24 protein-coding genes are annotated in these 21,952 nt (G+C 72.6%); 15 read left to right on the forward strand and 9 right to left on the reverse strand.

Annotated features, from left to right (window positions below):
• Positions 1-114 precede the first annotated feature (114 nt).
• Positions 115-930 (forward strand): arginase family protein, encoded by an 816-nt coding sequence (locus H9651_RS05825; RefSeq protein ID WP_191718276.1) that lies wholly within the window; start codon positions 115-117, stop codon positions 928-930.
• Entirely contained in the window at positions 927-1,382 is a 456-nt protein-coding gene (locus H9651_RS05830; RefSeq protein WP_191718278.1) for a Fe-S oxidoreductase, read from the forward strand. Before H9651_RS05825 ends, H9651_RS05830 begins: the two co-directional genes overlap by 4 nt.
• 1 nt (position 1,383) lies before the next feature.
• Here H9651_RS05830 and H9651_RS05835 read toward each other — a convergent pair whose 3' ends face one another.
• Genes H9651_RS05835 through H9651_RS05845 form a run of 3 tightly spaced genes read right to left on the reverse strand, consistent with a single transcriptional unit; the run spans position 1,384 to position 3,099 of the window.
• Positions 1,384-1,845 carry an SIP domain-containing protein gene (locus H9651_RS05835; RefSeq protein WP_191718281.1) on the reverse strand — a complete coding sequence of 154 codons (462 nt, stop codon included), beginning with the start codon at positions 1,843-1,845 and terminating at the stop codon, positions 1,384-1,386.
• Positions 1,846-1,900: 55 nt separating this feature from the next.
• The gene (locus tag H9651_RS05840; protein WP_191718283.1) at positions 1,901-2,626 is read right to left on the reverse strand and encodes a tyrosine-protein phosphatase; all 726 of its coding nucleotides are present in this window, start codon (positions 2,624-2,626) and stop codon (positions 1,901-1,903) included.
• Positions 2,623-3,099: a carboxymuconolactone decarboxylase family protein gene (locus H9651_RS05845; RefSeq protein ID WP_191718284.1), complete on the reverse strand. Its 477-nt coding sequence runs from the start codon at positions 3,097-3,099 to the stop codon at positions 2,623-2,625. The genes H9651_RS05840 and H9651_RS05845 overlap by 4 nt, the downstream gene beginning before the upstream one ends.
• A gap of 40 nt (positions 3,100-3,139) precedes the next feature.
• Between H9651_RS05845 and H9651_RS05850 the strand changes: the two genes are divergently transcribed.
• The 8 genes from H9651_RS05850 (at position 3,140) to H9651_RS15000 (ending at position 10,592) form a co-directional block, all read left to right on the forward strand.
• Positions 3,140-4,096: an alpha/beta fold hydrolase gene (locus tag H9651_RS05850; RefSeq protein WP_404803000.1), complete on the forward strand. Its 957-nt coding sequence runs from the start codon at positions 3,140-3,142 to the stop codon at positions 4,094-4,096.
• 133 nt (positions 4,097-4,229) lie between these two features.
• Positions 4,230-5,747: an ABC transporter substrate-binding protein gene (locus H9651_RS05855; protein ID WP_191718288.1), complete on the forward strand. Its 1,518-nt coding sequence runs from the start codon at positions 4,230-4,232 to the stop codon at positions 5,745-5,747.
• The gene (locus H9651_RS05860) at positions 5,744-6,694 is read left to right on the forward strand and encodes an ABC transporter permease (RefSeq protein WP_191718290.1); all 951 of its coding nucleotides are present in this window, start codon (positions 5,744-5,746) and stop codon (positions 6,692-6,694) included. Before H9651_RS05855 ends, H9651_RS05860 begins: the two co-directional genes overlap by 4 nt.
• Positions 6,691-7,599 carry an ABC transporter permease gene (locus tag H9651_RS05865; RefSeq protein WP_191718292.1) on the forward strand — a complete coding sequence of 303 codons (909 nt, stop codon included), beginning with the start codon at positions 6,691-6,693 and terminating at the stop codon, positions 7,597-7,599. Before H9651_RS05860 ends, H9651_RS05865 begins: the two co-directional genes overlap by 4 nt.
• A complete protein-coding gene (locus tag H9651_RS05870; protein WP_191718294.1) occupies positions 7,596-8,384 on the forward strand; it encodes an ATP-binding cassette domain-containing protein in 789 nt (262 codons plus the stop codon). Before H9651_RS05865 ends, H9651_RS05870 begins: the two co-directional genes overlap by 4 nt.
• The gene (locus H9651_RS05875) at positions 8,381-9,202 is read left to right on the forward strand and encodes an ATP-binding cassette domain-containing protein (protein ID WP_191718295.1); all 822 of its coding nucleotides are present in this window, start codon (positions 8,381-8,383) and stop codon (positions 9,200-9,202) included. Before H9651_RS05870 ends, H9651_RS05875 begins: the two co-directional genes overlap by 4 nt.
• 9 nt (positions 9,203-9,211) lie before the next feature.
• Entirely contained in the window at positions 9,212-10,273 is a 1,062-nt protein-coding gene (locus H9651_RS05880) for a M4 family metallopeptidase (RefSeq protein WP_191718297.1), read from the forward strand.
• Positions 10,257-10,592, forward strand: coding sequence for a protealysin inhibitor emfourin (locus H9651_RS15000; protein ID WP_318244776.1), 336 nt, complete (start codon positions 10,257-10,259; stop codon positions 10,590-10,592). The genes H9651_RS05880 and H9651_RS15000 overlap by 17 nt, the downstream gene beginning before the upstream one ends.
• Here the strand turns inward: H9651_RS15000 and H9651_RS05885 are convergent.
• Together H9651_RS05885 and H9651_RS05890 are read right to left on the reverse strand one after the other, a co-directional pair.
• Positions 10,552-11,175 (reverse strand): GNAT family N-acetyltransferase, encoded by a 624-nt coding sequence (locus H9651_RS05885; protein WP_191718299.1) that lies wholly within the window; start codon positions 11,173-11,175, stop codon positions 10,552-10,554. The two genes, H9651_RS15000 and H9651_RS05885, sit on opposite strands and share 41 nt — an antisense overlap.
• A 5-nt stretch (positions 11,176-11,180) precedes the next feature.
• Entirely contained in the window at positions 11,181-11,882 is a 702-nt protein-coding gene (locus tag H9651_RS05890; RefSeq protein WP_191718559.1) for a uracil-DNA glycosylase, read from the reverse strand.
• Positions 11,883-12,188: 306 nt separating this feature from the next.
• Between H9651_RS05890 and H9651_RS05895 the strand changes: the two genes are divergently transcribed.
• Positions 12,189-13,601 (forward strand): HNH endonuclease signature motif containing protein, encoded by a 1,413-nt coding sequence (locus H9651_RS05895; RefSeq protein WP_191718301.1) that lies wholly within the window; start codon positions 12,189-12,191, stop codon positions 13,599-13,601.
• A 73-nt stretch (positions 13,602-13,674) separates the two neighbouring features.
• Here the strand turns inward: H9651_RS05895 and H9651_RS05900 are convergent, their stop codons facing one another.
• A complete protein-coding gene (locus tag H9651_RS05900; protein ID WP_191718303.1) occupies positions 13,675-14,457 on the reverse strand; it encodes an SDR family oxidoreductase in 783 nt (260 codons plus the stop codon).
• Between the two features lie 121 nt (positions 14,458-14,578).
• Here H9651_RS05900 and H9651_RS05905 point away from each other — a divergent pair, with 121 nt between their 5' ends.
• The 3 genes from H9651_RS05905 to metX all read left to right on the forward strand — a co-directional run bounded on the left by H9651_RS05905 (position 14,579) and on the right by metX (position 18,292).
• On the forward strand, positions 14,579-15,901 hold the full coding sequence (locus H9651_RS05905) for a bifunctional o-acetylhomoserine/o-acetylserine sulfhydrylase (RefSeq protein ID WP_191718305.1): 1,323 nt from the start codon (positions 14,579-14,581) through the stop codon (positions 15,899-15,901).
• 115 nt (positions 15,902-16,016) lie between these two features.
• Complete coding sequence (locus H9651_RS05910; protein ID WP_318244777.1) at positions 16,017-17,015, forward strand: DUF2332 domain-containing protein; 999 nt, start codon at positions 16,017-16,019, stop codon at positions 17,013-17,015.
• A gap of 71 nt (positions 17,016-17,086) precedes the next feature.
• On the forward strand, positions 17,087-18,292 hold the full coding sequence (gene metX, locus H9651_RS05915) for a homoserine O-acetyltransferase MetX (RefSeq protein ID WP_191718307.1): 1,206 nt from the start codon (positions 17,087-17,089) through the stop codon (positions 18,290-18,292).
• A gap of 13 nt (positions 18,293-18,305) precedes the next feature.
• Here the strand turns inward: metX and H9651_RS05920 are convergent, their stop codons facing one another.
• The 3 genes from H9651_RS05920 to H9651_RS05930 are packed head-to-tail and all read right to left on the reverse strand — an operon-like array spanning position 18,306 to position 20,816.
• The gene (locus H9651_RS05920) at positions 18,306-18,641 is read right to left on the reverse strand and encodes a thiamine-binding protein (RefSeq protein WP_191718308.1); all 336 of its coding nucleotides are present in this window, start codon (positions 18,639-18,641) and stop codon (positions 18,306-18,308) included.
• Positions 18,642-18,656: 15 nt separating this feature from the next.
• Positions 18,657-19,904, reverse strand: a complete 1,248-nt coding sequence (locus H9651_RS05925) for a glycosyltransferase 87 family protein (protein WP_191718310.1) — start codon at positions 19,902-19,904, stop codon at positions 18,657-18,659.
• 57 nt (positions 19,905-19,961) lie between these two features.
• Positions 19,962-20,816 carry an ADP-dependent NAD(P)H-hydrate dehydratase gene (locus tag H9651_RS05930; protein ID WP_191718312.1) on the reverse strand — a complete coding sequence of 285 codons (855 nt, stop codon included), beginning with the start codon at positions 20,814-20,816 and terminating at the stop codon, positions 19,962-19,964.
• 29 nt (positions 20,817-20,845) lie between these two features.
• Between H9651_RS05930 and H9651_RS05935 the strand changes: the two genes are divergently transcribed.
• Positions 20,846-21,928, forward strand: coding sequence for an NADH:flavin oxidoreductase/NADH oxidase (locus tag H9651_RS05935; protein WP_191718314.1), 1,083 nt, complete (start codon positions 20,846-20,848; stop codon positions 21,926-21,928).
• Positions 21,929-21,952: the final 24 nt, after the last annotated feature.

Consider the following 21,952-nt stretch of genomic DNA (forward strand, 5'->3'; position numbering starts at 1 on the left):
GGGGGCCCCCCCCGGGGCGCGTTCCCGGCGGGTGACCGTGGGCGACGTCGGCCACGTCGGCGGATCGCGGCGATGCCACGCGCATCACGAGGCATGACAGGCCAAGATGGGGGCATGACCCGGTTCGTCGTCGTTCCGCAATGGCAGGGCTCGCCCTCGTCGCGCGCCATGCTCCTCATCGACGGGGCGGAGGCGATCGCCGGCGACCTGCCGCGCGCCGCGTGTACGCGCGTCGAGGTGCCGCTGGAAGCCGGCGAAGCACTCGGCAGCGCAGTGCAGCGGCTGAGCGCCCTCACCCGCATCCAGACGCTCCTGGCCGAGACCCTCGCGCCGATCGCCGAACCCGCGGTCGTCGTGGGAGGCGACTGCGCCGTCGCGGTGCCGGCGATCGCGCACGCCGCCGCGCGGCATCCGAACCTCGCCGTCGTCTGGTGCGACGCGCACGGCGACCTGCACGACCCGGCATCCTCCCCCTCCGGCGCCTACGCCGGCATGGCCCTGCGCGCCGTGCTGGGTGAGGTCGAGCCGCTCGCGACGACCGCCGTCGTCGCGCCCGAGCGCATCGTGCTCGCGGGGGCGCGCGACCTCGATGCCGCCGAGGAGGCATACCTGCTGAGCTCCCCCCTCACGTTCGTGCCCGCCGCGTCGTTCGACGACCCCGACGCCCTCGCCGACGCGGTCGCCGCGACCGGGGCCGATGCCGTCTACGTGCACGTCGACCTCGATGTGCTCGACCCGGCATCGATCACGGGCGTGGGGTCGGCCGTGCCGTTCGGGGTCGACGTGCCGGCGCTCGTGACCGCGATCGCGCGGCTGCGTGACCGGATTCCTCTCGCGGGCGCGTCACTGTCGGGATTCGCCCCGTCGTCACCGCGCGCCGCCGTCGACGACCTCGGCGCGATCCTGCGCGTCATCGGGGCGCTTGCGTGAGCCCGATCCCCACCCCGCCGGCCGACTGGCGCGAGAGGGCCGACCGGGTCGTGGCGCGCGGAAAGCGGCAGGACCGGTGGATTCCGGCGTTGCTGCGAGACTCCCCCCTCAGCCGTCTCGGCTACCTCTGGGGCACGGGGTTGGGTTGGATCTGGGGCGGCCTGTGGTCGACCGGCCGCGTGGAGCGCCGCGGTGGGCTGTGGGTCTTCCGCGGCATGCCGTCGTGGACCTACCGCCGGGGAGGTGTGTGCGTCGGCGGCTGCTTCCTCACCGGATCAGGACGCATCCCCGAGAGCCTCCTCACCCACGAGGCCGTGCACAAGCGGCAGTGGCAGCGCTACGGTGCCCTCATGCCGGTGCTGTACCTGCTGGCGGGACGCGATCCGCTCACCAACCGGTTCGAGATCGAGGCGGGCTTGGCGGACGGCCGCTACGTTCCCCGCGGGGCCTGAGTCAGCGGGCGGTCGCGAGCCCGAAGCGCTCGGGGGTGCGGATGCCGTCGGCGGGCATGCCGAGGTGACCGGTGAGGTGGTCGACGATGTCGGCGGTGCCGAGGTACCCGCCGAGCAGGAACACCCGGGTGGCGTGGTCGTCGGTGCACAGCATCTCGTCGGCCCAGCCGGTCACCGCACGGGTGAGCGCGGCGCCGGGTGCGCAGCCGCGGCCGGTGCCGGGTGTGCCGGAGCGACGGGATCGGTCGAGCCAGGTGACGATCATGCGCGGGGGCACCGCGAGGTCGGTGGGCCAGGTGTCGTCGGGCACCTCGATGAAGACGCGTCCGGTCGAGCACAGCGGCAGAGTCGCGATGAGCGCCTCGAGCTCGGCGAGCGAGTGCTCGTCGGCGGCGATGAGGTGCTGCACGCGGGTGTGCCGGGTCGCCCGGCAGGCGGCGGCGTTGTGATCGGCGGAGGTCATGGCACCACCACGGTACCACTGATGAGGGTTGCCTAACCTGAGTGGATCGGCCGAATCAGTCGCGGCGCACGAGCACCGCGGTGAGCTCCGCGATCTCGTCATCGCCCAGCCCGTGGGCCCGCAGGAACTCCACCGGTGCTCCGTAGCGCGCGCGGAGGTCGGCGAGGAGCGTCCGCATCGCGGCGGCGGGCGATCTGGTCGCCAGTTCCTCCAGGTAGCGCGCCTCGGGATGCTGCGCGCGCAGGTACGCCAGCACGCGGGCGTTGCGCTGCGCCGGCAGCAGAGCTTCGGTGCGTGCGTAGTCGGCGACGACGGCGTCTTCGTCCACCCCCGCGGCGGCGAGGGTGAGGGCGACCGTCACCCCGGTGCGGTCTTTGCCGACGGTGCAGTGCACGAGCACCGGCTGGTCGGCCAGCACCCCGCGGACCACCTCGACCACCCGGTCGGCGGCTTCGTCGAGCATCGAGCGGTAGAAGTCGTCGAGCCCCACGTCACGCTCGAAGAACGAGGTCGCCGAACCGAGGAACAGCGGCACCCGCTGCGTCTCCAGGTCCAGCCCGTCCACGAGCGAGGGTTCCAGGGCGATCTCGTCGTCGGCGCGCAGGTCGATCACGCGCCGCAGCCCCAGTTCGCGCAGCGTGGCCCGCCCGGCGTCGTCGAGCCGGGCGAGGTTGCCCGAACGGAACAGCACCCCCGACCGGGAGACCCCCGCCCCCGCCGGCAGCCCCCCGACGTCGCGGAAGTTCAGCGCGCCCGAGACGCTCCAGGCGGCATCGGTCACGCCTGCTCCCCCTCGCGCGGCGGCACGTCGTAGCGACCGGCGATCGCGACGCGGTTGAAGGAGTTGATCGCCACCAGGATCCAGCTGAGCGCGACGTACTCCCGCTCCGAGAGGATGCCGCCGACCCGGTCGTACACGTCGTCGGGCACGCCCGCCTCGTGGATGAACACGTGCGCCTCGGTCAGTTCGAGCGCGGCGCGCTCCCGCTCGGTGAAGACCCCCGAGTCACGCCACACCGCCACCTGCGCGATGACGTCGGCGGTGGCCCCCGCAGCTTCCGCACGGTCGACGTGCACGCGCACGCAGAACGAGCAGCCGTTGAGCTGCGAGGCGTGGATCTGCACGAGCTCGCGCAGCCGCGCGTCGAGCCCCGCGTCGTCGGCGATCGCCCCCACCGTCTTGGCGAACACGTCGAGGGCACGGTAGGCCTCGCGGGCGGACCGGGAGAGGTGGACGCGGGGAGCCTCGGTCATGGTCCGACCCTATGCCCGCCCCGACGCGAGCGGGCAGAATGTGCGGGTGAGCGATCCCGACGACGAGTTCTCGTTCCTGGCCGCCCAGGCCGCCGACCTGGGCATCGACGCGGTGCCGCAGGTCGACCGGCTGCGGCTGGCCCTCGACGACGGTCGCACCCTCAGTGCGCTGCGCTACGGCGCCCCCGCCGATCCGGCGGTGACGCTGCTGCACGGTGCGGGCCTGAACGCCCACACCTGGGATGCCACGGTGCTGGCGCTCGGCCGCCCCGCCCTCGCGCTGGACCTCCCCGGTCACGGCGACTCGTCGTGGCGCGACGACGCCGACTACTCCGCCCACACGCTCGCCCCCGATGTCATCCGCGCGATGCGCACGTGGACCGACCGACCGCAGGTGCTCGTGGGGCAGTCGCTGGGAGGTGTGACGGCGGCGGCCGTCGCCGCAGCGGCACCCGAGCTCGTGCGCGCCCTCGTCATCGTCGACATCACCCCGGGCGTCGAGCCGTCGGCCGGTCCGTCACAGCTGCGGGACTTCTTCGCGGGCCCCACCGATTGGGCCTCCCGCGACGAGCTCGTCGACCGGGCACTCGCGTTCGGCTTCGGCGGCGGCAGCCGCGAGGCCACCGCCCGCGGTGTCGCCCTGAACTCGCGCATCCGCCCCGACGGCCGTGTGGAGTGGAAGCACCACTACGCCCACCTCGCCGCCGCCCGCGCCGCCGACCCCGACGCTGCGGCCGCCGCGCGCGCGGGACGCGCCACCGCCGACCTCCCCCGCGATGTGCTCACCGCGGCGAGCTGGGGCGATTTCGCCGCGGCATCCGTCCCCCTCACGCTGGTGCGCGGGGAGCGGGGCTATGTGACCGAGGCGGATGCCGCAGAGTTCGTCCGCCGACTCCCCCACGCCGCGGTGATCACCCTCCCCGCAGGCCACAACGTGCAGGAGGAGCTGCCCCGTGAGCTGGGCGTGCTCGTGGCCGATGCGGTGGCGTCCTCGTGAGCGCGACGGCATCCAAGACGTCACCGATGCCCGACCACGGCCGCACGGAGCCTAGGCTGTTACGCGCACAAGAGTACGCGGGAGGCCCCGGACAGCGATGATGCCTCCCGCCCTTGCGAAAGGACCCCTCCACATGCTCCGCCGCACCTCCCTGGCTGCCGCGGCCCTGCTGGCCACCGGCGCCCTGCTGCTGACCGCCTGCAGCGCCGCCGAGGCCCCCGCACCCACCACCAGCGCCGTCGCCGACCCCGACGCGTCGGTGGCGGTGCGTCTGGTCTCCGAACCCGGCAACCTCGACATCCGCGAGACCGCCGGCGCGGCGCTCGATCAGCTGCTGATCGACAACGTCTACCAGGGGCTCGTCTCCCGCACCCCCGAGCAGGACATCGTCCCGGCGCTCGCGAGTGACTACGAGGTCTCCCCCGACGGCCTCACCTACACCTTCACGCTCCGCGAGGGCGTCGTCTTCCACGACGGGCAGCCGCTGACACCGCAGGACGTCATCTGGTCGCTCACGCAGGTGCGCGACACGGCGTCGTACCGCGACTCCGCGCGCCTCGCCGGTGTCACCGGCATCACCGCGAACGGGCAGGACATCGTGCTGACCCTCGCCGAGCCCGACTCGAGCCTGCTGTGGAACCTCACCGGGCGCGCCGGCCTCATCCTCAAGGAGGGTGACACCACCGACCGCAAGACCGCAGCCAACGGCACCGGCCCCTTCACCCTGGCGAGCTGGAAGCAGGGCGACAGCGTCACCCTCGCCCGATTCGCCGACTACTGGGGCGACCCGGCGGGCGCGGCGGAGGTCGTCTTCGCCTACATCCCCGAAACCCAGGCCGCACTCAACGCGGCCCTGGCGGGCGAAGTCGACGTCGTGACCGGATTCGATGCGAACCTGACCGAGCAGATCGAGGCGAACGGCGACTTCACGGTCGAGATCGGCGCGTCGACCGACAAGGGCACCCTGGCGATGAACGCCGGCGAAGGACCCCTCGCCGACGTCAAGGTGCGTCAGGCCATCCGCCAGGCGATCGACCACGACGCCATCGTCGAAGCCCTCGGCGCCGGGCAGACGATGTACGGCCCCATCCCCGAGCTCGACCCCGGCTACGAGGACCTCTCGGAACTGGTCCCCCACGACCCCGAGGCGGCGCGTGAGCTGCTGGCCGAAGCGGGCTACGACGAAGGGGACGACCTCGAGCTCACCCTCACGCTGCCGTCGTTCTACGGCACGACGGTCTCGCAGATCCTGGTGTCGAACCTGCACGACGTGGGCATCACCCTGAAGGTCAACGCCGTGGAGTTCTCGTCGTGGCTCAACGACGTCTACATGAACCGCGACTACGAGCTGAGTTTCGTCCTGCACACCGAGGCGCACGACTTCGAGAACTGGGCGAACCCCGAGTACTACTTCGCCTACGACGACGCCGAGGTGCAGGAGCTGTTCGCGCAGTCCCTCGCCGCCACCGACGAGGCCGAGGCAGCCGATCTGCTCGCCGAAGCCGCCCGCATCGTGTCCGAGGACCACGCCGCCGACTGGCTGTACAACGGCGCATCGGTCGTCGCGGTCGGCGCTAACATCACCGGTATGCCCACGGTGAACGTGAACGAGCGTCTCAACCTCGTCGAGCTGACCAAGAGCGAGGGGTGATCCGCTACGCGCTGACGCGGCTGGTCCTGCTGCTCGTGGGCCTCGTCGTCGCCAGCGCGTTGATCTTCGTCACCCTGCGGGTGCTCCCCGGCGACGTCGCCCAGATGGTGGCGGGCGTCGGGAGCACGCCCGAGCAGGTCGAGGCCATCCGCGCGCGCCTGGGTCTGGACCGGCCGCTGCCGCTGCAGTACCTCGACTGGATCGGCGGGATCTTCGGCGGCGACCTCGGCACGTCGCTGCTGACCGGGAGCGCAGTGACCACCGAACTCGCCGAGAAGGCGCAGGTGACCGTGCCGCTCGGCATCCTCTCGCTCGTGATCGCGCTGGCCTTCAGTGTGCCGCTGGGCGTCGTCTCGGCCCTCCGTCGCGGTCGTGCCGACGGCACGCTCATCACCGTCGGGGCGCAGGCGGTCGCCGCAGTACCGGTGGTGTGGGCCGGCATGATGCTCGTCGTCGTCTTCGCGGTGTGGCTCGGGTGGCTGCCGGCGCAGGGGTTCCCGCGTTCCGGCTGGGACGACCCGGCGACGGCGCTGCGCTCTCTGCTGCTGCCCGCGATCACGATCGGCATCGTCGAAGGCGCCATGCTGCTGCGCTTCGTGCGCTCGGCGACGCTGCAGGCGGTGGGGCAGGATTACGTGCGAAGCGCCGCCGCGAAGGGTCTCACCCGCACGCAGGCTCTGGTGCGCCACGGACTGCCCAACGTCGGGCTCTCGGTCATCACGGTGCTGGGCCTGCAGGTCGCCGGCATCATCGTCGGCGCCGTCGTCATCGAACAGCTGTTCTCGCTCCCCGGGATCGGCCGCATGCTCGTGGCAGACGTCGGCGCACGCGACCTGCCGATGGTGCAGGGCGAACTGCTCGTGCTGACCGGGTTCGTGCTGGTCGTCGGGTTCGCCGTCGACCTCTTCCACCGGGTCATCGACCCCCGGCAGCGGGAGGCGGGATGAGCGCTGACAGCGGGCGCCGCGCGTCCGAGGGCCGGTGGGGGTGGCTGCGCCGCCTGACGCAACTGACGACCGGTCGGGTGGGGTTGGCGGTCTTCGCCGTCGTGGGCGTCACCGCGCTCATCGCGGCGGTGTGGACGCCGTTCGATCCGCAACAGGTCGACATCGCCAACCGCTGGGCGCCGCCGGGCTGGCCGCACCTGCTCGGCACGGATGCCACCGGCCGCGACATCCTCAGCCTCATCATGGCCGGCGCCGTCACGACGGTGTGGGTCGCGCTCGGCGCCGGGCTCGTCGCGACGCTCATCGGCATCGTGCTGGCCTCGCTCGGTGCGCTCACCGCCCGGTGGCTGCGTGAGACGGTCGCCGTACTCGTCGACATCCTCATCGCCTTCCCGGTGCTGCTCATCGCGATGATGATCTCCGCCGTGTGGGGCGGGTCGCTGTGGGTCGTCATTCTGGCGGTCGGCATCGGCTTCGGGGTCAACATCGCCCGCGTCACCCGGCCGGAGCTGCGCCGCGTGCTGCAGAGCGAATTCGTGCTCGCCGGGCGCGCGGCAGGCCTGACGCCGCTGCAGAACCTGCTGCGTCACCTGCTCCCCAACGTCGCTCCGGTGTTCATCGTCCAGCTGTCGTGGGGCATGGCCGTCGCGGTGCTCGCCGAGGCGGGCCTGTCGTACCTGGGCTTCGGCGCCCCCGTGACCCAGCCGTCGTGGGGCGTGCTGCTGAGCGAACTGCAGACCTACATCACGGTGCACCCGCTGTCGGTGGTGTGGCCGGGCCTGGCGATCACGCTCACCGTGCTGGGGCTGAATCTGCTCGGCGACGGTCTGCGCGAGGCCACCGACCCCACCCTCAGCCGCCGCGGCAACGCCGCCCGCGCGCACGTGCCGGAGGTGGTGGCATGAGCCTCGAGGTGCGCGACCTCGCGATCGAGGTGGGTGGGCGCCGCGTCGTCGACGGCGTCTCGTTCGACGTGCCCGACTCCGCCCGCGTCGGGCTCATCGGCGAATCCGGGTCGGGAAAGTCCCTCACGGCGTTGGCCATCATGGGGCTGCTGCCGGATGCCGCGACGGCGACCGGCAGCATCCGCTGGAACGGGCGCGAGCTGATCGGGATGCCCGACCGCGACATGGCCGAGCTCCGCGGCGACGAGATCGGCATCGTGTTCCAGGAGCCGCGCACGGCGCTGAACCCCATCCGCACCGTCGGGCGGCAGATCGCCGAGTCGGTGCGCATCCACGAGCGCATCTCCCGTCGCGCGGCCAAGGAGCACGCGGTCGCGGAGGCCGCACGGGTGGCGCTGCCCGATCCGCAGCAGATCGTCACCCGCTATCCGCACCAGCTGTCGGGCGGTCAGCGCCAGCGCGTCGCGATCGCGATGGCGCTGGCGTGCCGCCCGCGGCTGCTCATCGCCGACGAGCCGACGACGGCCCTGGACGTGACGATCCAGGCCGAGATCCTGCAACTGCTCGGCGACCTCGTGACCGGCGACGGCATGTCGCTGGTGTTCATCACGCACGACCTGGCGGTGCTGTCGCAGATCGCGACGCACGGCATCGTGCTCGAACGGGGTCGCGTCGTCGAGTCCGCCCCGGTGGCGACGCTGCTCACCGCGCCGTCCTCGGCGGTCACCCGCGGGCTCCTGCGCGACGCCACCGCGACGCTGTGGCGCCCGGGAGGACGCGCATGAACGCGCTGCTGCGCGGCCGCGGGCTCACGCGGCGCCACCCGGTCCCCCGCGGGGGCCTGTTCGAGCCGCGCCGGTGGACGACGGCGCTGGAAGATGCCGACGTCGACGTCGCCGAGAATTCCGCCCTCGGCATCATCGGCGAATCGGGTTCGGGCAAGTCGACGCTCGTGCGGCTGCTGCTGGCGCTGGACACCCCCACGGCGGGCACCGTCGAGTTCGACGGCAAGGCGGTCGTGGCATCCGCGCCCGCCACGTCGCTGCATTGGCTGAGACGCCAGACCGGCATCGTCTTCCAGGACCCCTATGCGTCGCTGGACCCGCGCATGAGCGTCGGGCGCATCGTCGCCGAGCCGCTGTGGGCGCTCGGGATCGAGGGCGATCGCCGCGCCCGCGTGCGCGAGGTGCTCACCGATGTGGGGCTGGAACCGGCGATGGCCGACCGCTTCCCGCACGAGTTCTCGGGCGGCCAGCGCCAGCGCATCGCGATCGCCCGCGCCATCGTGCACCGCCCGCGCCTGCTCGTCGGCGATGAGCCGCTGTCGGCGCTGGATGTCACGGTGCGCGCCCAGATCCTCGAGCTGCTGCGGGACCTGCGCCGCCGCGACGGCCTGGCGCTCGTGCTGGTGTCCCACGACATCGGCATCGTGCAGAACCTGTGCGACGACGTGATCGTCATGAAGGACGGCCGCATCGTGGAGGAGGGCCCGACTGAGAAGGTGCTGCTGACCCCGCAGGTGGCCTACACGAGGCGTCTGCTGGCCTCGATCCCGGTGATCGATCCGACCGGTGGCGTTCCCGATGTCGGCGGCGGGCCCTAGCCTCGTGCCATGACAGCCATCGTCCCGCCGTACCTGCTGGCCCGCATCGCCGCGACCGATGCCCCGCACCTGGCGCGGGCGGCCCGCGCGGCGCGGGCGACCCTCGAAGCCGGGCACGGCTACGACCCCGACCTCACCCGCCTGCAGCTGTCGATCGACGAGGACGGAGCGCTCGTGGCGAGGGCGACCCCCTCGCCCGACCGCGTGATCTCCGACGCGCAGAACCGCGAGACCCTGCCCGGTGTGCAGGTGCGCACCGAAGCCGACCCGCCCGCCGGTGACGAGGCGACCGATGAGGCGTTCGACGGGCTCGGGGCGACGTTCGACTTCTTCTGGGATGCCTTCGGCCGCGCCGGCATCGACGCCGCGGGCGGCACACTGGCCGCCACCGTGCACTACGGCGTCGACTACGACAACGCGTTCTGGAACGGTGAGCGCATGGTGTTCGGCGACGGCGACGGCGAGGTGTTCACGGGGTTCACCAGCTCCCTCAGCGTCATCGCGCACGAGCTCGCCCACGGGGTCACCGAGTTCTCCGGCGGCCTCGTGTACGAGCGGCAGTCGGGCGCACTCAACGAATCGCTGTCCGATGTGTTCGGCGCTCTCACCGAACAGCACAGCCTCGGACAGACCGCCGATGAGGCATTGTGGCTGATCGGCGCCGGGATCTTCACCGACGCCGTGCAGGGCAAGGCGCTGCGATCGCTCGCCGCACCCGGCACAGCGTACGACGACGATGTGCTCGGCCGCGACCCGCAGCCGGGGCACATGCGCGATTACGTCGAGACCGAGGCCGACAACGGCGGCGTGCACATCAACTCCGGCATCCCGAATCGCGCGTTCCACCTCACCGCGATCGCCCTCGGCGGCAGAGCATGGGAACGCGCCGGCCTCATCTGGTACCGCACCCTCACCGCCGGCACCCTCTCGCCGACGGTGGACTTCGCCGGGTTCGCCCGGGCCACCCTGGAGACGGCGACGGCGGAGTACGGTGAGGGATCGGAGGAGGTCGACGCCGTCCGGGCCGGCTGGTCGGGCGTCGGCGTGATGGAGGATGCACCCAGCAGATGAGTCGACCGTTCGGGTGACCGTCGTGCGCACCGGCGGCATCGCTGGACTGCGCCGACGATGGGAAGCCTGTCCCGACGGTGAGGCGGCGCGCGAATGGGCGAGCCTCATCGATCGGTGCCCATGGGACGATCCGCCGAGCGACCCGTCGGGTGCTGACCGCTTCTGCTGGCGGGTGAGTGCCGAGGCAGGACCCCGGCGGCGCGAGGCGGAGCTGCCCGACGCCGACGTGCAGGGCCCGTGGCGCGCGCTCATCGACGCGGTGCGCGCGTGGCCCGCCGTCAGTTCTGACGGATCCGGCCGAACAGGCCCCGTTTCTTGACGGGGTTCAGCGACTTCTGCAGGTAGATCGTGCCGAGCCACCGCCCGAACTTGTGCCCGACGCGTCCCATGCGGCCGACTTCGACGAAGCCGAGCTTCTCGTGGAGGGCGACGGATGCCTCCGCTCCCCGATCACTGATGATCGCGACCATCTCGCGGATGCCGGCCTGCTCGCACGCCTCGATGAGCGCGACCAGCAGCGCCTTGCCGAGACCCTTGCCGGTGGCCGCCTGGCCGAGGTAGATCGAGTCCTCCACGCTGTAGCGGTAGCCGGATTTGCTCGACAGCGGCTGCACGTAGGCGTACCCGAGGATCTGACCCGACGGCGACTGCGCCACCAGGAACGGCAGCCCGAGTTTCTGCGCGTGGGACAGCTTGTCGCGCCATTGCGCGACCGACCACTTCTTCTCGTCGAAGGTGACGACGGAGTTGGTGACGTAGTGGTTGTAGATCTCGCGGATGTCGGCGACGTCACCGAGCTCGGCGGGGCGGATGTCGAACGAGAACGGCGCCTCGGGCTCGGCACGGCGCCGCAGGTGCCAAGGCAGCCGGCGGCGGTCGCGGTCGTATTCGTCCTGCAGCATGATCGTCAGCCTAGAACCGCGGCGGTCGGCAGACGCCAATCCACCGGTGCCGCACCCTGCTGCGCCAACAGCGCGTCGACGCGGGAGAACGGGCGGGAGCCGAAGAATCCGCGGGACGCGGACAGCGGCGATGGGTGCGACGACTCGACCCGCGGCGTCGCGCCCAACAGCGGCCCGAGGCCGGCGGCATCCTTGCCCCAGAGCACCGCGACGAGCGGTCCACCGCGCTCGACGAGCACGCGGATGGCATGCTCGGTCACGCTCTCCCATCCCCAGCCGCGGTGGGATCCGGCAGCCCCCGGCGCCACCGTGAGCACACGGTTGAGCAGCATGACGCCCTGGTCGCTCCACGCCGACAGGTCGCCATGGTGGGCGGGAGCGATGCCGAGATCGTCGGAGAGCTCACGGTAGATGTTGCCGAGGCTCCGCGGCAACGGGCGCACGTGCCGCTCCACCGCGAACGACAGCCCGATCGGGTGCCCCGGTGTCGGGTACGGGTCCTGTCCCACGATCAGCACACGCACATCGGCGAGAGGCCGCTGGAATGCCCGCAGCACAAGGTGGCCGTCGGGAAGGTAGCCGCGGCCGGCGGCCGTCTCGGCGCGCAGCCGCTCGCCGAGCACCGCGATGTCGTCGGCGACGGGCGCCAGGGCATCTGCCCACCCGGCGTCGATCAGACCCGCGTCGGCGAGTTCGGGCAGGGTCATCGCCGTCCGGTTCGCATCGTGCACCGGTCCAGCCTACGGACGGTGCGCGGCGATCCTCGCGCTCGATGGCGGCGGGTGGCGGCCGGTGGCGGCGGGTGGCGCCGCTCGGCGACGGGTGGGCGTGCGGGCGGGCGGTGAGGCTGCGGGTTCTGCGGGTGGGGGTGCGGGGGCGGCGGGTGCGTGGGCAGCGTGGGGCTTCCTCCCCAGGCAGACTCTTTCGAAGTTGTCCACCGTTTTCTCCGATTCTTACCTTGGTCTGGGGTTTGCGCGGCTGCAATGTCGGAGGGGGTCGGCAGGATTAGAGGTATGAACACCTCCTCGGTCAGCCCCCGCAGCGACACCCGGTCTCCGGGTGCGGTGCTGTCCGACCTGGCCGCGGCGCGGCGCCGGGTGGCGGCGGCGGAGGCCGATGTGCTGCACGCGCTGGCGCGGATGGATGCCATCGCCGCCGAGCAGACCGCCCGGGTGCCGTCGTCGGCGGGTCGGGAACGGGAGATGCCGTTGCGGGCGATCGCGGCCGAGGTCGGCGCCGTGCTGCAGCGATCCGACCGGGTGATGCAGGACCGCCTGCACCACGCCACGGTGCTGGTGACCGGGTTCGCGGCGACCGTCGGTGCGTTGCGGGCGGGGCGGATCGACATGGGGCATGTGCGGTTGATTCAGGATGCCGGGGCCCGCATCGCCGACCCCGAGGCCCGCGCCCGGTTCGAGCAGGCGGCGCTGGTGGTGTGTGAGCGGGAGACCCCGGGGCGGGCGAAACCGATCATCGCGATGATCGCCCAGAAACTGCACCCCGTTCCGCTCGAGGAGCGTCACACCGACGCCGCCACGGGCCGGCGGGTGTGGGTGCGGGACCTCGACGATGGCATGGCGGAGTTGGCGGCGGTGCTGCCGGCGGTGCTGGCGTACGCGATCCGCGACCGGTTGACCGAGTACGCGCGGGAGATCACGACCGCGCGGCGGAAAGCCGCTGCGGAAGCGAGTGCCGCGGGCCACCGTGGTACTGGCGCCGGCGCTGGTGCCCGCGGCGACGACGGTGCGAGCGTCGATGGTGCCGAAGCCACACCGCCCGACCCCGCCGAGGTCGTCGCGACCGACACCCGCACGACTGACCAGGTCCGCGCGGACGTCCTCACCGACCTGCTCCTCACCGGCGGCGCCACCGCACCCGCCACCACCGGTGCCGTCGCCGACGGCGGTGCGATCACAGCCCAAGTGCAGGTCATCATCCCCCTCGACACCCTCACCGGCACCGGCACCGCACCCGCCGAACTCATCGGATACGGGCCCATCGACCCCGACACCGCCCGCCGCCTCGCCGCGACCGCGGAACTGTGGGAACGGATCTTCGTCTCACCCACCACCGGAGCCGTGCAGTCGGTCGACACCTACCGGCCCAGCGCTGCACAGCGACGACATCTCGACGCCCGCGACGAACACTGCCGCTTCATCGGGTGCCGAAGACCCGCCCGCCACTGCGACCACGACCACACCCACGACGCCGCGCACGGCGGACCGACCGCGCTGTGCAACCTCGCCAACCTCTGCACAAGGCACCACCCGATGAAACACGCCACCGCGTGGTGCGTGATCCAGAAACCCCACGGCATCCTCGAATGGACCAGCCCCACCGGCCGGGTCTACCCCGACATCCCCCGACGCGTCCTCGAATTCACCGCCCTCGCCACCGCCACAGCCTTCGAACCCCCGCCGTTCTGAGCAGTCCGCTCCTTGCGAGGCGGCGCCCGCGCATCCGGGTGATCATCCGGCCTCAGCGGCCGGACTCACCGACTCAGTCCATGGGCAGGCGGGGCCGCAGCGGCCCGCGCGCCAGCAGATGCTGCGCCGACTGCGCCACCGGGCGCATCGTGACGAGATCGAGGTTCACGCGCCCCGGTGCATTCAGCGCGTAGGCGATGACATCGGCGACGTCGGAGGCCACGAGCGGCTCCGCTACCCCGTCGTAGACCTTCTCGGCCGCGGCACGGTCACCGCCCAGGCGGTTGAGGGTGAACTCCTCGGTGAAGACCATGCCCGGCGCGATCTCGACGACCCGGATCGGTTCGCCGTTGAGCTCCAGCCGCAGGGCCGCGGCGATCATCGACTCCCCCGCCTTCGCGGCGTTGTAGCCGCCACCGCCGGGGTAGGCACGCTGCGCCGCGGTCGACGTGACGAACAGCGTGTCGGCGTGACCATCTGATGCCGCAGCGCGGCGCAGCTGCGGCAGCAGCGCGGCCACCAGCATCTGGGCGGCCAGCACGTTGACCTCGAACATCCAGCGCCAGTCGTCGGCTCTGCCGTCTTCCACGCGGTCGGCACCCCGCGCGCCGCCGGCGATCTGCACGAGCGCGTGGACGGGACCGGTTTCGGCGAGCCAGGCGGCGAGCGCGTCGACGTCGGCCTGCTGCGTGAGATCTGCGGCGTACACGGCCGCACCGGTCTCGGCCTCCAGCGCCGCGAGACGGTCTGCGCGACGGGCCACCCCGACGACATCCCAACCCGAGGCGCGCAGTGCGCGCACCGTGGCCTCTCCGATCCCCGAGCTCGCCCCGGTCACCACCGCACGTCGTGTCATGCGTCCCACCGTACCCCCGCGCGTTACGTAACATTTCCGCGCCGTTGTTGACAACCAGCCTTGTCCGTAGCCTCGGACCAGGTCGCGGCAGCCGCGGTCCACCCGACATTCAGGAGCCATCATGTCCGCACCCGAGAACTGGCGCTTCGAGACCAAGCAGATCCACTCCGGCGCCCAGCCGGACCCGGTGACCAAGGCCCGCGCCACGCCGATCTACCAGACGACCTCCTATGTGTTCGACAACGCCGACCACGCGGCCAACCTGTTCGCCCTGTCGGAGTTCGGCAACATCTACACCCGCATCCAGAACCCCACGCAGGATGTCGTCGAGCAGCGCATCGCGGCGCTCGAGGGCGGCACCGGCGCGCTCGTGGTCTCCAGCGGCCAGGCCGCCGAGACCTTCGCGGTACTCAACATCGCCCAGGCCGGCGACCACATCGTCTCGTCCAGCTCGATCTACGGCGGCACGTACAACCTGTTCAAGTACACCCTCGCCAAGCTCGGCATCGAGACGACGTTCGTCGAGAACCAGGACGACCCCGAAGAATGGCGCCGCGCCGCCCGCCCGAACACCAAGCTGTTCTTCGCCGAGACCATCGGCAACCCGCAGATCAACGTGCTCGACATCCGCACCGTCGCTGACATCGCGCACGAGGCCGGTGTGCCGCTCATCGTCGACAACACGATCGCGACGCCGTACCTGATCCGTCCGTTCGAGCACGGCGCCGACATCATCGTGCACTCCGCGACGAAGTTCCTCGGCGGCCACGGCACCACGATCGGCGGTGTCATCGTCGACGGCGGCCGCTTCGCCTGGTCCGAGAACGTCGAGAAGTTCCCCGGTCTGACCGAGCCCGACCCGTCGTACCACGGCGCGTCGTACACGACCGCGGTCGGCGACTCGCTGGCCTACATCATCAAGGCCCGCGTGCAGCTGCTGCGCGACCTCGGCTCGGCGATCGCGCCCATCAGCGCCTGGCTGCTGCTGCAGGGCATCGAAACGCTGTCGCTGCGCATCGAGCGTCACGTGCAGAACGCACAGGAGATCGCGGAGTGGCTCGAGAACCAGCCCGACGTCGCGACCGTGAACTACTCGGGCCTTCCCACCTCCCCCTGGTACGCCGCCGCCAACACGTACGCCCCGAAGGGCGTGGGCGCAGTGCTGTCGTTCGAGCTCAAGGGCGGCGTCGGCGCCGGTCGCGCGTTCGTCGACTCGCTCGAACTGTTCAGCCACCTCGCCAACATCGGTGACGTGCGCTCGCTCGTCATCCACCCCGCCTCCACCACCCACTCGCAGCTCACGCCCGAGCAGCAGCTCACCGCCGGCGTCACGCCGGGTCTGGTGCGTCTGTCGGTGGGCATCGAGGCCGTGGAAGACCTCACCGCCGACCTCGCGCAGGCCCTCGCCGCCGCCCGCCGCGTCTCGGAGGCCGCCCGCGCCTGACCTGCCACCCCGACACCCCGACGCCCCGACGCCCCGGTCGACCCCTCACGGGGCGACCGGGGCGTCGTGCGTGGGACGGACGTCTCGGGCCGTCGCCGGGGCTACGCTGACCGGCGTGATCGAACGCATCGCCGCCGGCTACGACGACTTCGGCCGCCGCTGGGCGCACGGCACCTCGCCGCTCTATGAGGACTGGGCCACCGGCATCGCCGCCGACGACGACATCCTGCGGCGCCTGGACGCGCTCCCCACCGCCCAGCAGCAACCCAACCGCATCTTCGCGGCCGCCCGCTGGGCGGGTTGCCCGCTCACCCCCTACGCCTCGTGGCGCGCGTGGCTCGCAGACAACTGGGCACGGGTGATCGCCATCGCCGCCGACCGCACCACCCAGACCAACGAGCCCGCCCGGTGCGCGACTCTGCTGCCGCAGCTGGCGGCGATCCCCGGCCCCGTCGCCCTGCTCGAAGTCGGCACCGCCGCCGGGCTGTGTCTGCTCCCCGACCGCTATGCGTACGAGTACACCTCGCCGCGCGGCATCCATCGCCTGGGTGACGGGCCGGTCGTGCTCCGGTGCCGCATCGACGACGCCGCCGCGGTGCCGACGCGGCTGCCCGAGGTGGTGTGGCGGCGCGGCATCGACCTGGCGCCCATCGACGCCGCCGACGCCGCCGCGGTCGACTGGCTCGCGACCCTCGTGTGGCCAGGGCCCGACCACGATGCCCGGGTGACCCGGCTGCGGGCGGCCGCCGCGGTGGCCGCCGCCGACCCGCCCGACATCGTGCAGGCCGACCTGCTCGACGCCCTCCCCGACGTCGCGGCCGGCGCTCCCCGCGAGGCGACCCTCGTCGTCTTCCACAGCGCCGTGCTGCTGTACCTCGACCCAGCCCAGCGGCGCCGGTTCGTCGAGACCGTCGGCGCCGTGCGCAGCGCACACGGTGGCGACGTGGTCTGGCTGTCGAACGAGACGAGCGGCACGCTGCCCGGGATCGATGCGCGCCTACCCGAAGGCCTGGAGAGCGCCCACCGATTCGTGCAGACGCTCGACGGCACCCCCGTGGCCCTGGCCGGACAGCACGGTGCGACGTACGAGACGCGACCCTTCCGCGCACGCTGAGCCCGGCTCCGCGTGACACCGCCCGCGTAACACGGGCCCGGCCGCCGCCGCCGACCCACGACAATGGGGAGATGGACTGGCAGACCTCCGAAGACACCGTGCCCTCGGCACCGGTGACCGAGGCCGACGCCCGCCTGCTGCTGGGCCGACCGCCCGCCACCGGTGCGTGGCGTGACGGCGACCCCGTCGGCGACCGCCACTTCGCCGCATTCGGCGCGTTCCGCACCGAGAGCGGCCGCGAACTGCCGTCGGTGCGGCTCGCCTACGAAACCTGGGGCGAACTGAATCCCACCCGCGACAACGCCGTGCTGATCCTGCACGCCCTCACCGGCGACAGCCACGTGCGCGGTCCCGCGGCACCGGGACACCCGACCGCCGGCTGGTGGAGCGACATCGTCGGCCCCGGTGCGCCGATCGACACCGACCGCTGGTACGTCGTGGCCCCCAACATGCTGGGCGGATGCCAGGGCTCCACCGGTCCCGCCAGCGTCGCGCCCGACGGCTACGAGTGGGCCGCCCGCTTTCCGTACCTCACGATCCGCGACCAGGTCGCCGCGCAGACGCGCCTCGCCGATGCCCTCGGCATCGACCGGTGGGCGGCGGTCGTCGGCGGATCGATGGGCGGCATGCACGCCCTCGAGTGGGCCGTCTCGCTCCCCGACCGCGTCGAGCGCCTCGCCGTGCTGTCGGCGCCTCCCGCCAACACCGCCGACCAGATCGCCCTGAACTCCGTGCAGACCGAGGCGATCCAGATCGACCCGCGGTTCCAGGGCGGCGAGTACTACGACTCGGGCGACGGCGACGGTCCGCATCGCGGCCTCGCGCTCGCGCGGCGCATGGCGCTGCTGAACTACCGGAGCCCCACCGAACTCAACCAGCGCTTCCAGCGCTCCTGGCAGTCGGGCAAGAGTCCGCTCGGCCACGGTGGCCGGTTCGCGGTGGAGTCCTACCTCGACTTCCACGGCAACAAGTTCACGCGGCGCTTCGACGCCAACAGCTACCTCGTGCTCGTGGAGGCGATGGACTCCCACGACGTCGGCCGCGACCGCGGCGGCATCGAAGACGCCCTGGCGCGGGTGACTGCGACCACCCTCGTCCTCGGCATCGACAGCGACCGGCTGTTCCCCGTCGACGGCCAGCACCGCATCGCCCGCGGCATCCCGGCGACCCTCGACGGCGACCAGGCCGTCGTGCTCTCCAGCGACTTCGGCCACGACGGATTCCTCATCGAGACTCCCGCGGTCGGCCACCACCTGCGGCGACTGCTCGCCACCTGACGCGGCGGCGCCGTCAGTCGGTCGCGTCAGCCGCGGTGGCGCCCGCCGCGGCATCCAGTGCCGCTTCGAGACGCTGCACCTTGCCGTCGAGTTCCCCGGTGCGGCCGGGGCGGATGTCGGCTTTGAGCACGAGCGACACCCGCGATCCGAAGGGCAGCACCGCCTCGGTGGCGCGCTTGACGACGGCGAACACCTCGTCCCACTCGCCCTCGAGTTCGGTGAACATCGAGGTCGTGCGGTGCGGCAGGCCCGAGGCCCGCACGACCGCGACGGCGGCGGCGACGGCGTCGTGCACCGAGCCGTCGGCGCGTCCGGTGCCGCTGGGGGCGACGGAGAAGGCGATGAGCATGGGGACCTCCGGAGATCAGGGAGCGGGAGCGAGGATGCCGCGGCGCGCGGCGCGAGGCACCGGCACGCGTGCGAGGCGCACCAGCGCCCACGCGAGCAGCGCCACGTACAGCACGTTGCGGACGGTGAGGACGGCGATGGCGAACGGCTGGGTCGCCAGGACGCCGCCGTAGAGCACGGGATACACGAACTGCGTGAGCCCGGCGATGAGGAGCCCGAGCGTCGCGGGTCCCCACCAGCGGTGCCGGTCCAGCACGAGCCCGAGCACGAGGGGCGCGGCGATCCAGGCGGCGAACTGCGGGGAGCCGACCTTGTTCACGACGATGAAGGCCGTGACGAGGGCCAGCGCGAGCGGCGGGAACAGCACGACGTAGCGGGCCCCCAACCAGGCCTTTCGCACCCCGATCGCGGCGATCGCGGCGACGACGGCGGCCAGCAGCGGGGTCATGAGCGCGATGACCACGTCGACCTGCGGGCCGGTCACCTGGAAGGTGAGCAGCTCCCCGTCGTAGAAGACGTGGGACCCGGGCTCCCCCAGCGCCGCGCGCCACAGGTAGTACGCGCTCACCGGCGCCTCGATCTGCAGCCCGCGGTCGGTCTGCCCCGTGACGAACCCGAGGGCGTGCGCGCCGCCCCCGGCGACCACGACCACCCCGAGCACCGTCACGGTCACCGCGGCCGCACCCAGGACGACGGGCAGGCGCCGACGCCCCGCGATCAGCGCCGCGGCCAGCAGCGCCGCCGGCCACACCTTGATCCAGGTGCCGATCGCCAGCAGCGCTGACGCCAGCACGGGCCGACCGGCCAGCCACAGGCATCCGGCCACGGCGAGCGCGGCGGTGAGGCCGTCGAGCCGGTACAGGCCGACGGGCCCGAGCAGCCCGATCAGCGCGAGCCAGAACCACGCCGCCGTCGTACGCCCGCGGGACCGGGCGCGCCCCACGAGCAGGGCGAACGCGCACGCATCGACGAGGGTCACGAGCACGACCCACCCGACCGTGTACCCACCGGCCCACGCGAACAGCCACGCCATCACCATGGGCACGAGAGCCAGCTGCGGATAGACCCACGGCTGGGTGATGCCCATGATCTCCCGCGCCCCCGGGCAGAACCCGTCGACGTCGCCCCACAGCACACACGCCGACCACGGCTGGTACACGCGGTACACGTCGCCCATGGGCTCGTTGGGCAGCACGAAACCGAGCCACGCGACGCCCACGTGCACGACGACGAACGCCACCCAGAGCACCGCCCGCCTCGACACGCTCCTCATCCTACGGACGGCCCGCCTCGCGCCCGGCGCGGGCGACCCGCATGCGGGTCACGCGCGTCCCGACAGCACGGCGGCGACCACGCGGGGCAGCGCCTCGGCCACGTCCAGCGCCGTGATGGGGCCGCCGCCGACGTCGCGGGCGGCGAGGACCCCCGCCTGACCGTGCAGCCAGGCAGCGGATGCCGCGGCACGCACGAGGTCCGCGCCCGCGGGGCCGTCGGCGGCGACGGCGCCCGCCACGAGGGCGCCGAGCACCCCACCGAGCACATCGCCGGTGCCGGCGGTGGCGAGCCACGGGGTGCCGGCACGCACCCGCACGAGGGTCCCATCGGGCGCCGCGACGATCGTCTCGGCGCCTTTGAGCAGCACGACGCCCCCGAGGGCGGCAGCGGTCTGCGTGGCGGCCTCGGCGCGGGCCGCCGCGTCATCGGCCGCGTCGAACTCCGCAAGCCCGAGCGCGGCGCGCAGCCGGGCATGCTCACCGTCGTGCGGGGTCACCACGAGCGGCGCAGTCGCGGCGGGCGCGAGATCCAGCGCACCGGCGTCGACGACCACCGGCTGCTCCCCCGTCAGCACGTCGCGCAGCGCCATCGTCTCCGCCGCGGTGCGGGTCGCGGCATCCGTCCCCGACCCGATCAGCCATGCCTGCACGGCACCGGGCGCCGTCACCGTCTCGGGGCGGCGTGCCAGCACCGCGGCGGCGGCTCCCGCAGGGCCGAGGTACCGCACCATGCCGATGCCGGTGCGCCAAGCGGCTTCGACCCCCAGCACCGCGGCACCGGGGAAGAGATCCGATCCGGTGCGCACCCCCACGACACCACGGGAATACTTGTGATCGGCGTCCGTCGGCATCCGCAGGGTTCCGGCCACGTCCTGACCACTCCACGCGCCCGCTGAGATCATGGGCGCCACCCTACCCGTGCGGAGGCACCGTGAGCCTGCTGTTCACCCCCCTGACGATCGGCACCGACCCGGCGAGCGCGGTCACCGCGCGCAACCGGCTCTGGGTCGCGCCCATGTGCCAGTACTCGGCAAAAGACGGTCTGCCAGGCGAGTGGCATCACGTTCACCTCGCCCAGTTCGCCTCCGGCGGTGCCGGACTGGTCGTCGCCGAAGCCACCGCCGTGACGGCGGAGGGTCGCATCTCGCCCGACGACACCGGGCTGTGGAACGACGCGCAGCGCGATGCGTGGGCCCCCATCGCGGCCGCCATCCGCCGCCGAGGCGTTATCCCGGCGGTGCAGCTCGCCCACGCCGGACGCAAGGCCTCGACGTGGTCGCCGTTCTCGGGCCACCGCGGCAGCGTGCCGCCCGAGCAGGGCGGCTGGACCACCCTCGCCCCGTCGGCGATCGCGTTCGACGGCTTCGCGACCCCGCAGGCGCTGGATGCCCGTGGCATCGACCGCGTCGTCGACGCTTTCGCCGCCGCCGCGGTGCGCGCCGTCGCCGCCGGGTTCCAGGTGCTCGAAGTGCACGCCGCGCACGGCTACCTGCTGCACCAGTTCCTCTCGCCGCTGTCCAACCGACGCGACGACGCGTACGGCGGCTCGCTCGAGAACCGGGCGCGCCTGCTGCTGCGGGTGTGCGATGCGGTGCGGGAGGCCGCCCCCGGGGTGCCCGTGATCGCCCGCTTCTCCGCCAGCGACTGGGCCGACGGCGGCTGGGACGTCGCCGAGACCGCGACGGTGGCGCGGTGGGTCGTCGAGCGCGGCGTCGCGCTCATCGACGTCTCCAGCGGCGGACTCGTCGCCCACCAGCGCATCACGACGGGCCCGGGCTACCAGGTGCCGTTCGCTGCCCGGGTGCGCGAGGCCGTATCGGTGCCGGTCAGCGCCGTCGGCGAGATCTCCGATGCCGCCCACGCCGAGGCGATCCTCGCCGCCGGCGAGGCGGATGTCATCATGGCCGGGCGCGAATGGCTGCGCGACCCGCACTTCGCGCTGCGCGCCGCCGACGAACTCGGCGACGACATCGGCTACTGGCCGCCGCAGTACCTGCGCGCCCGCCGCCGCTGACCGGCGAGGGGCGGCCCGGGACGC

This window comes from Microbacterium pullorum (assembly GCF_014836535.1).
Lineage (GTDB): Bacteria > Actinomycetota > Actinomycetes > Actinomycetales > Microbacteriaceae > Microbacterium > Microbacterium pullorum.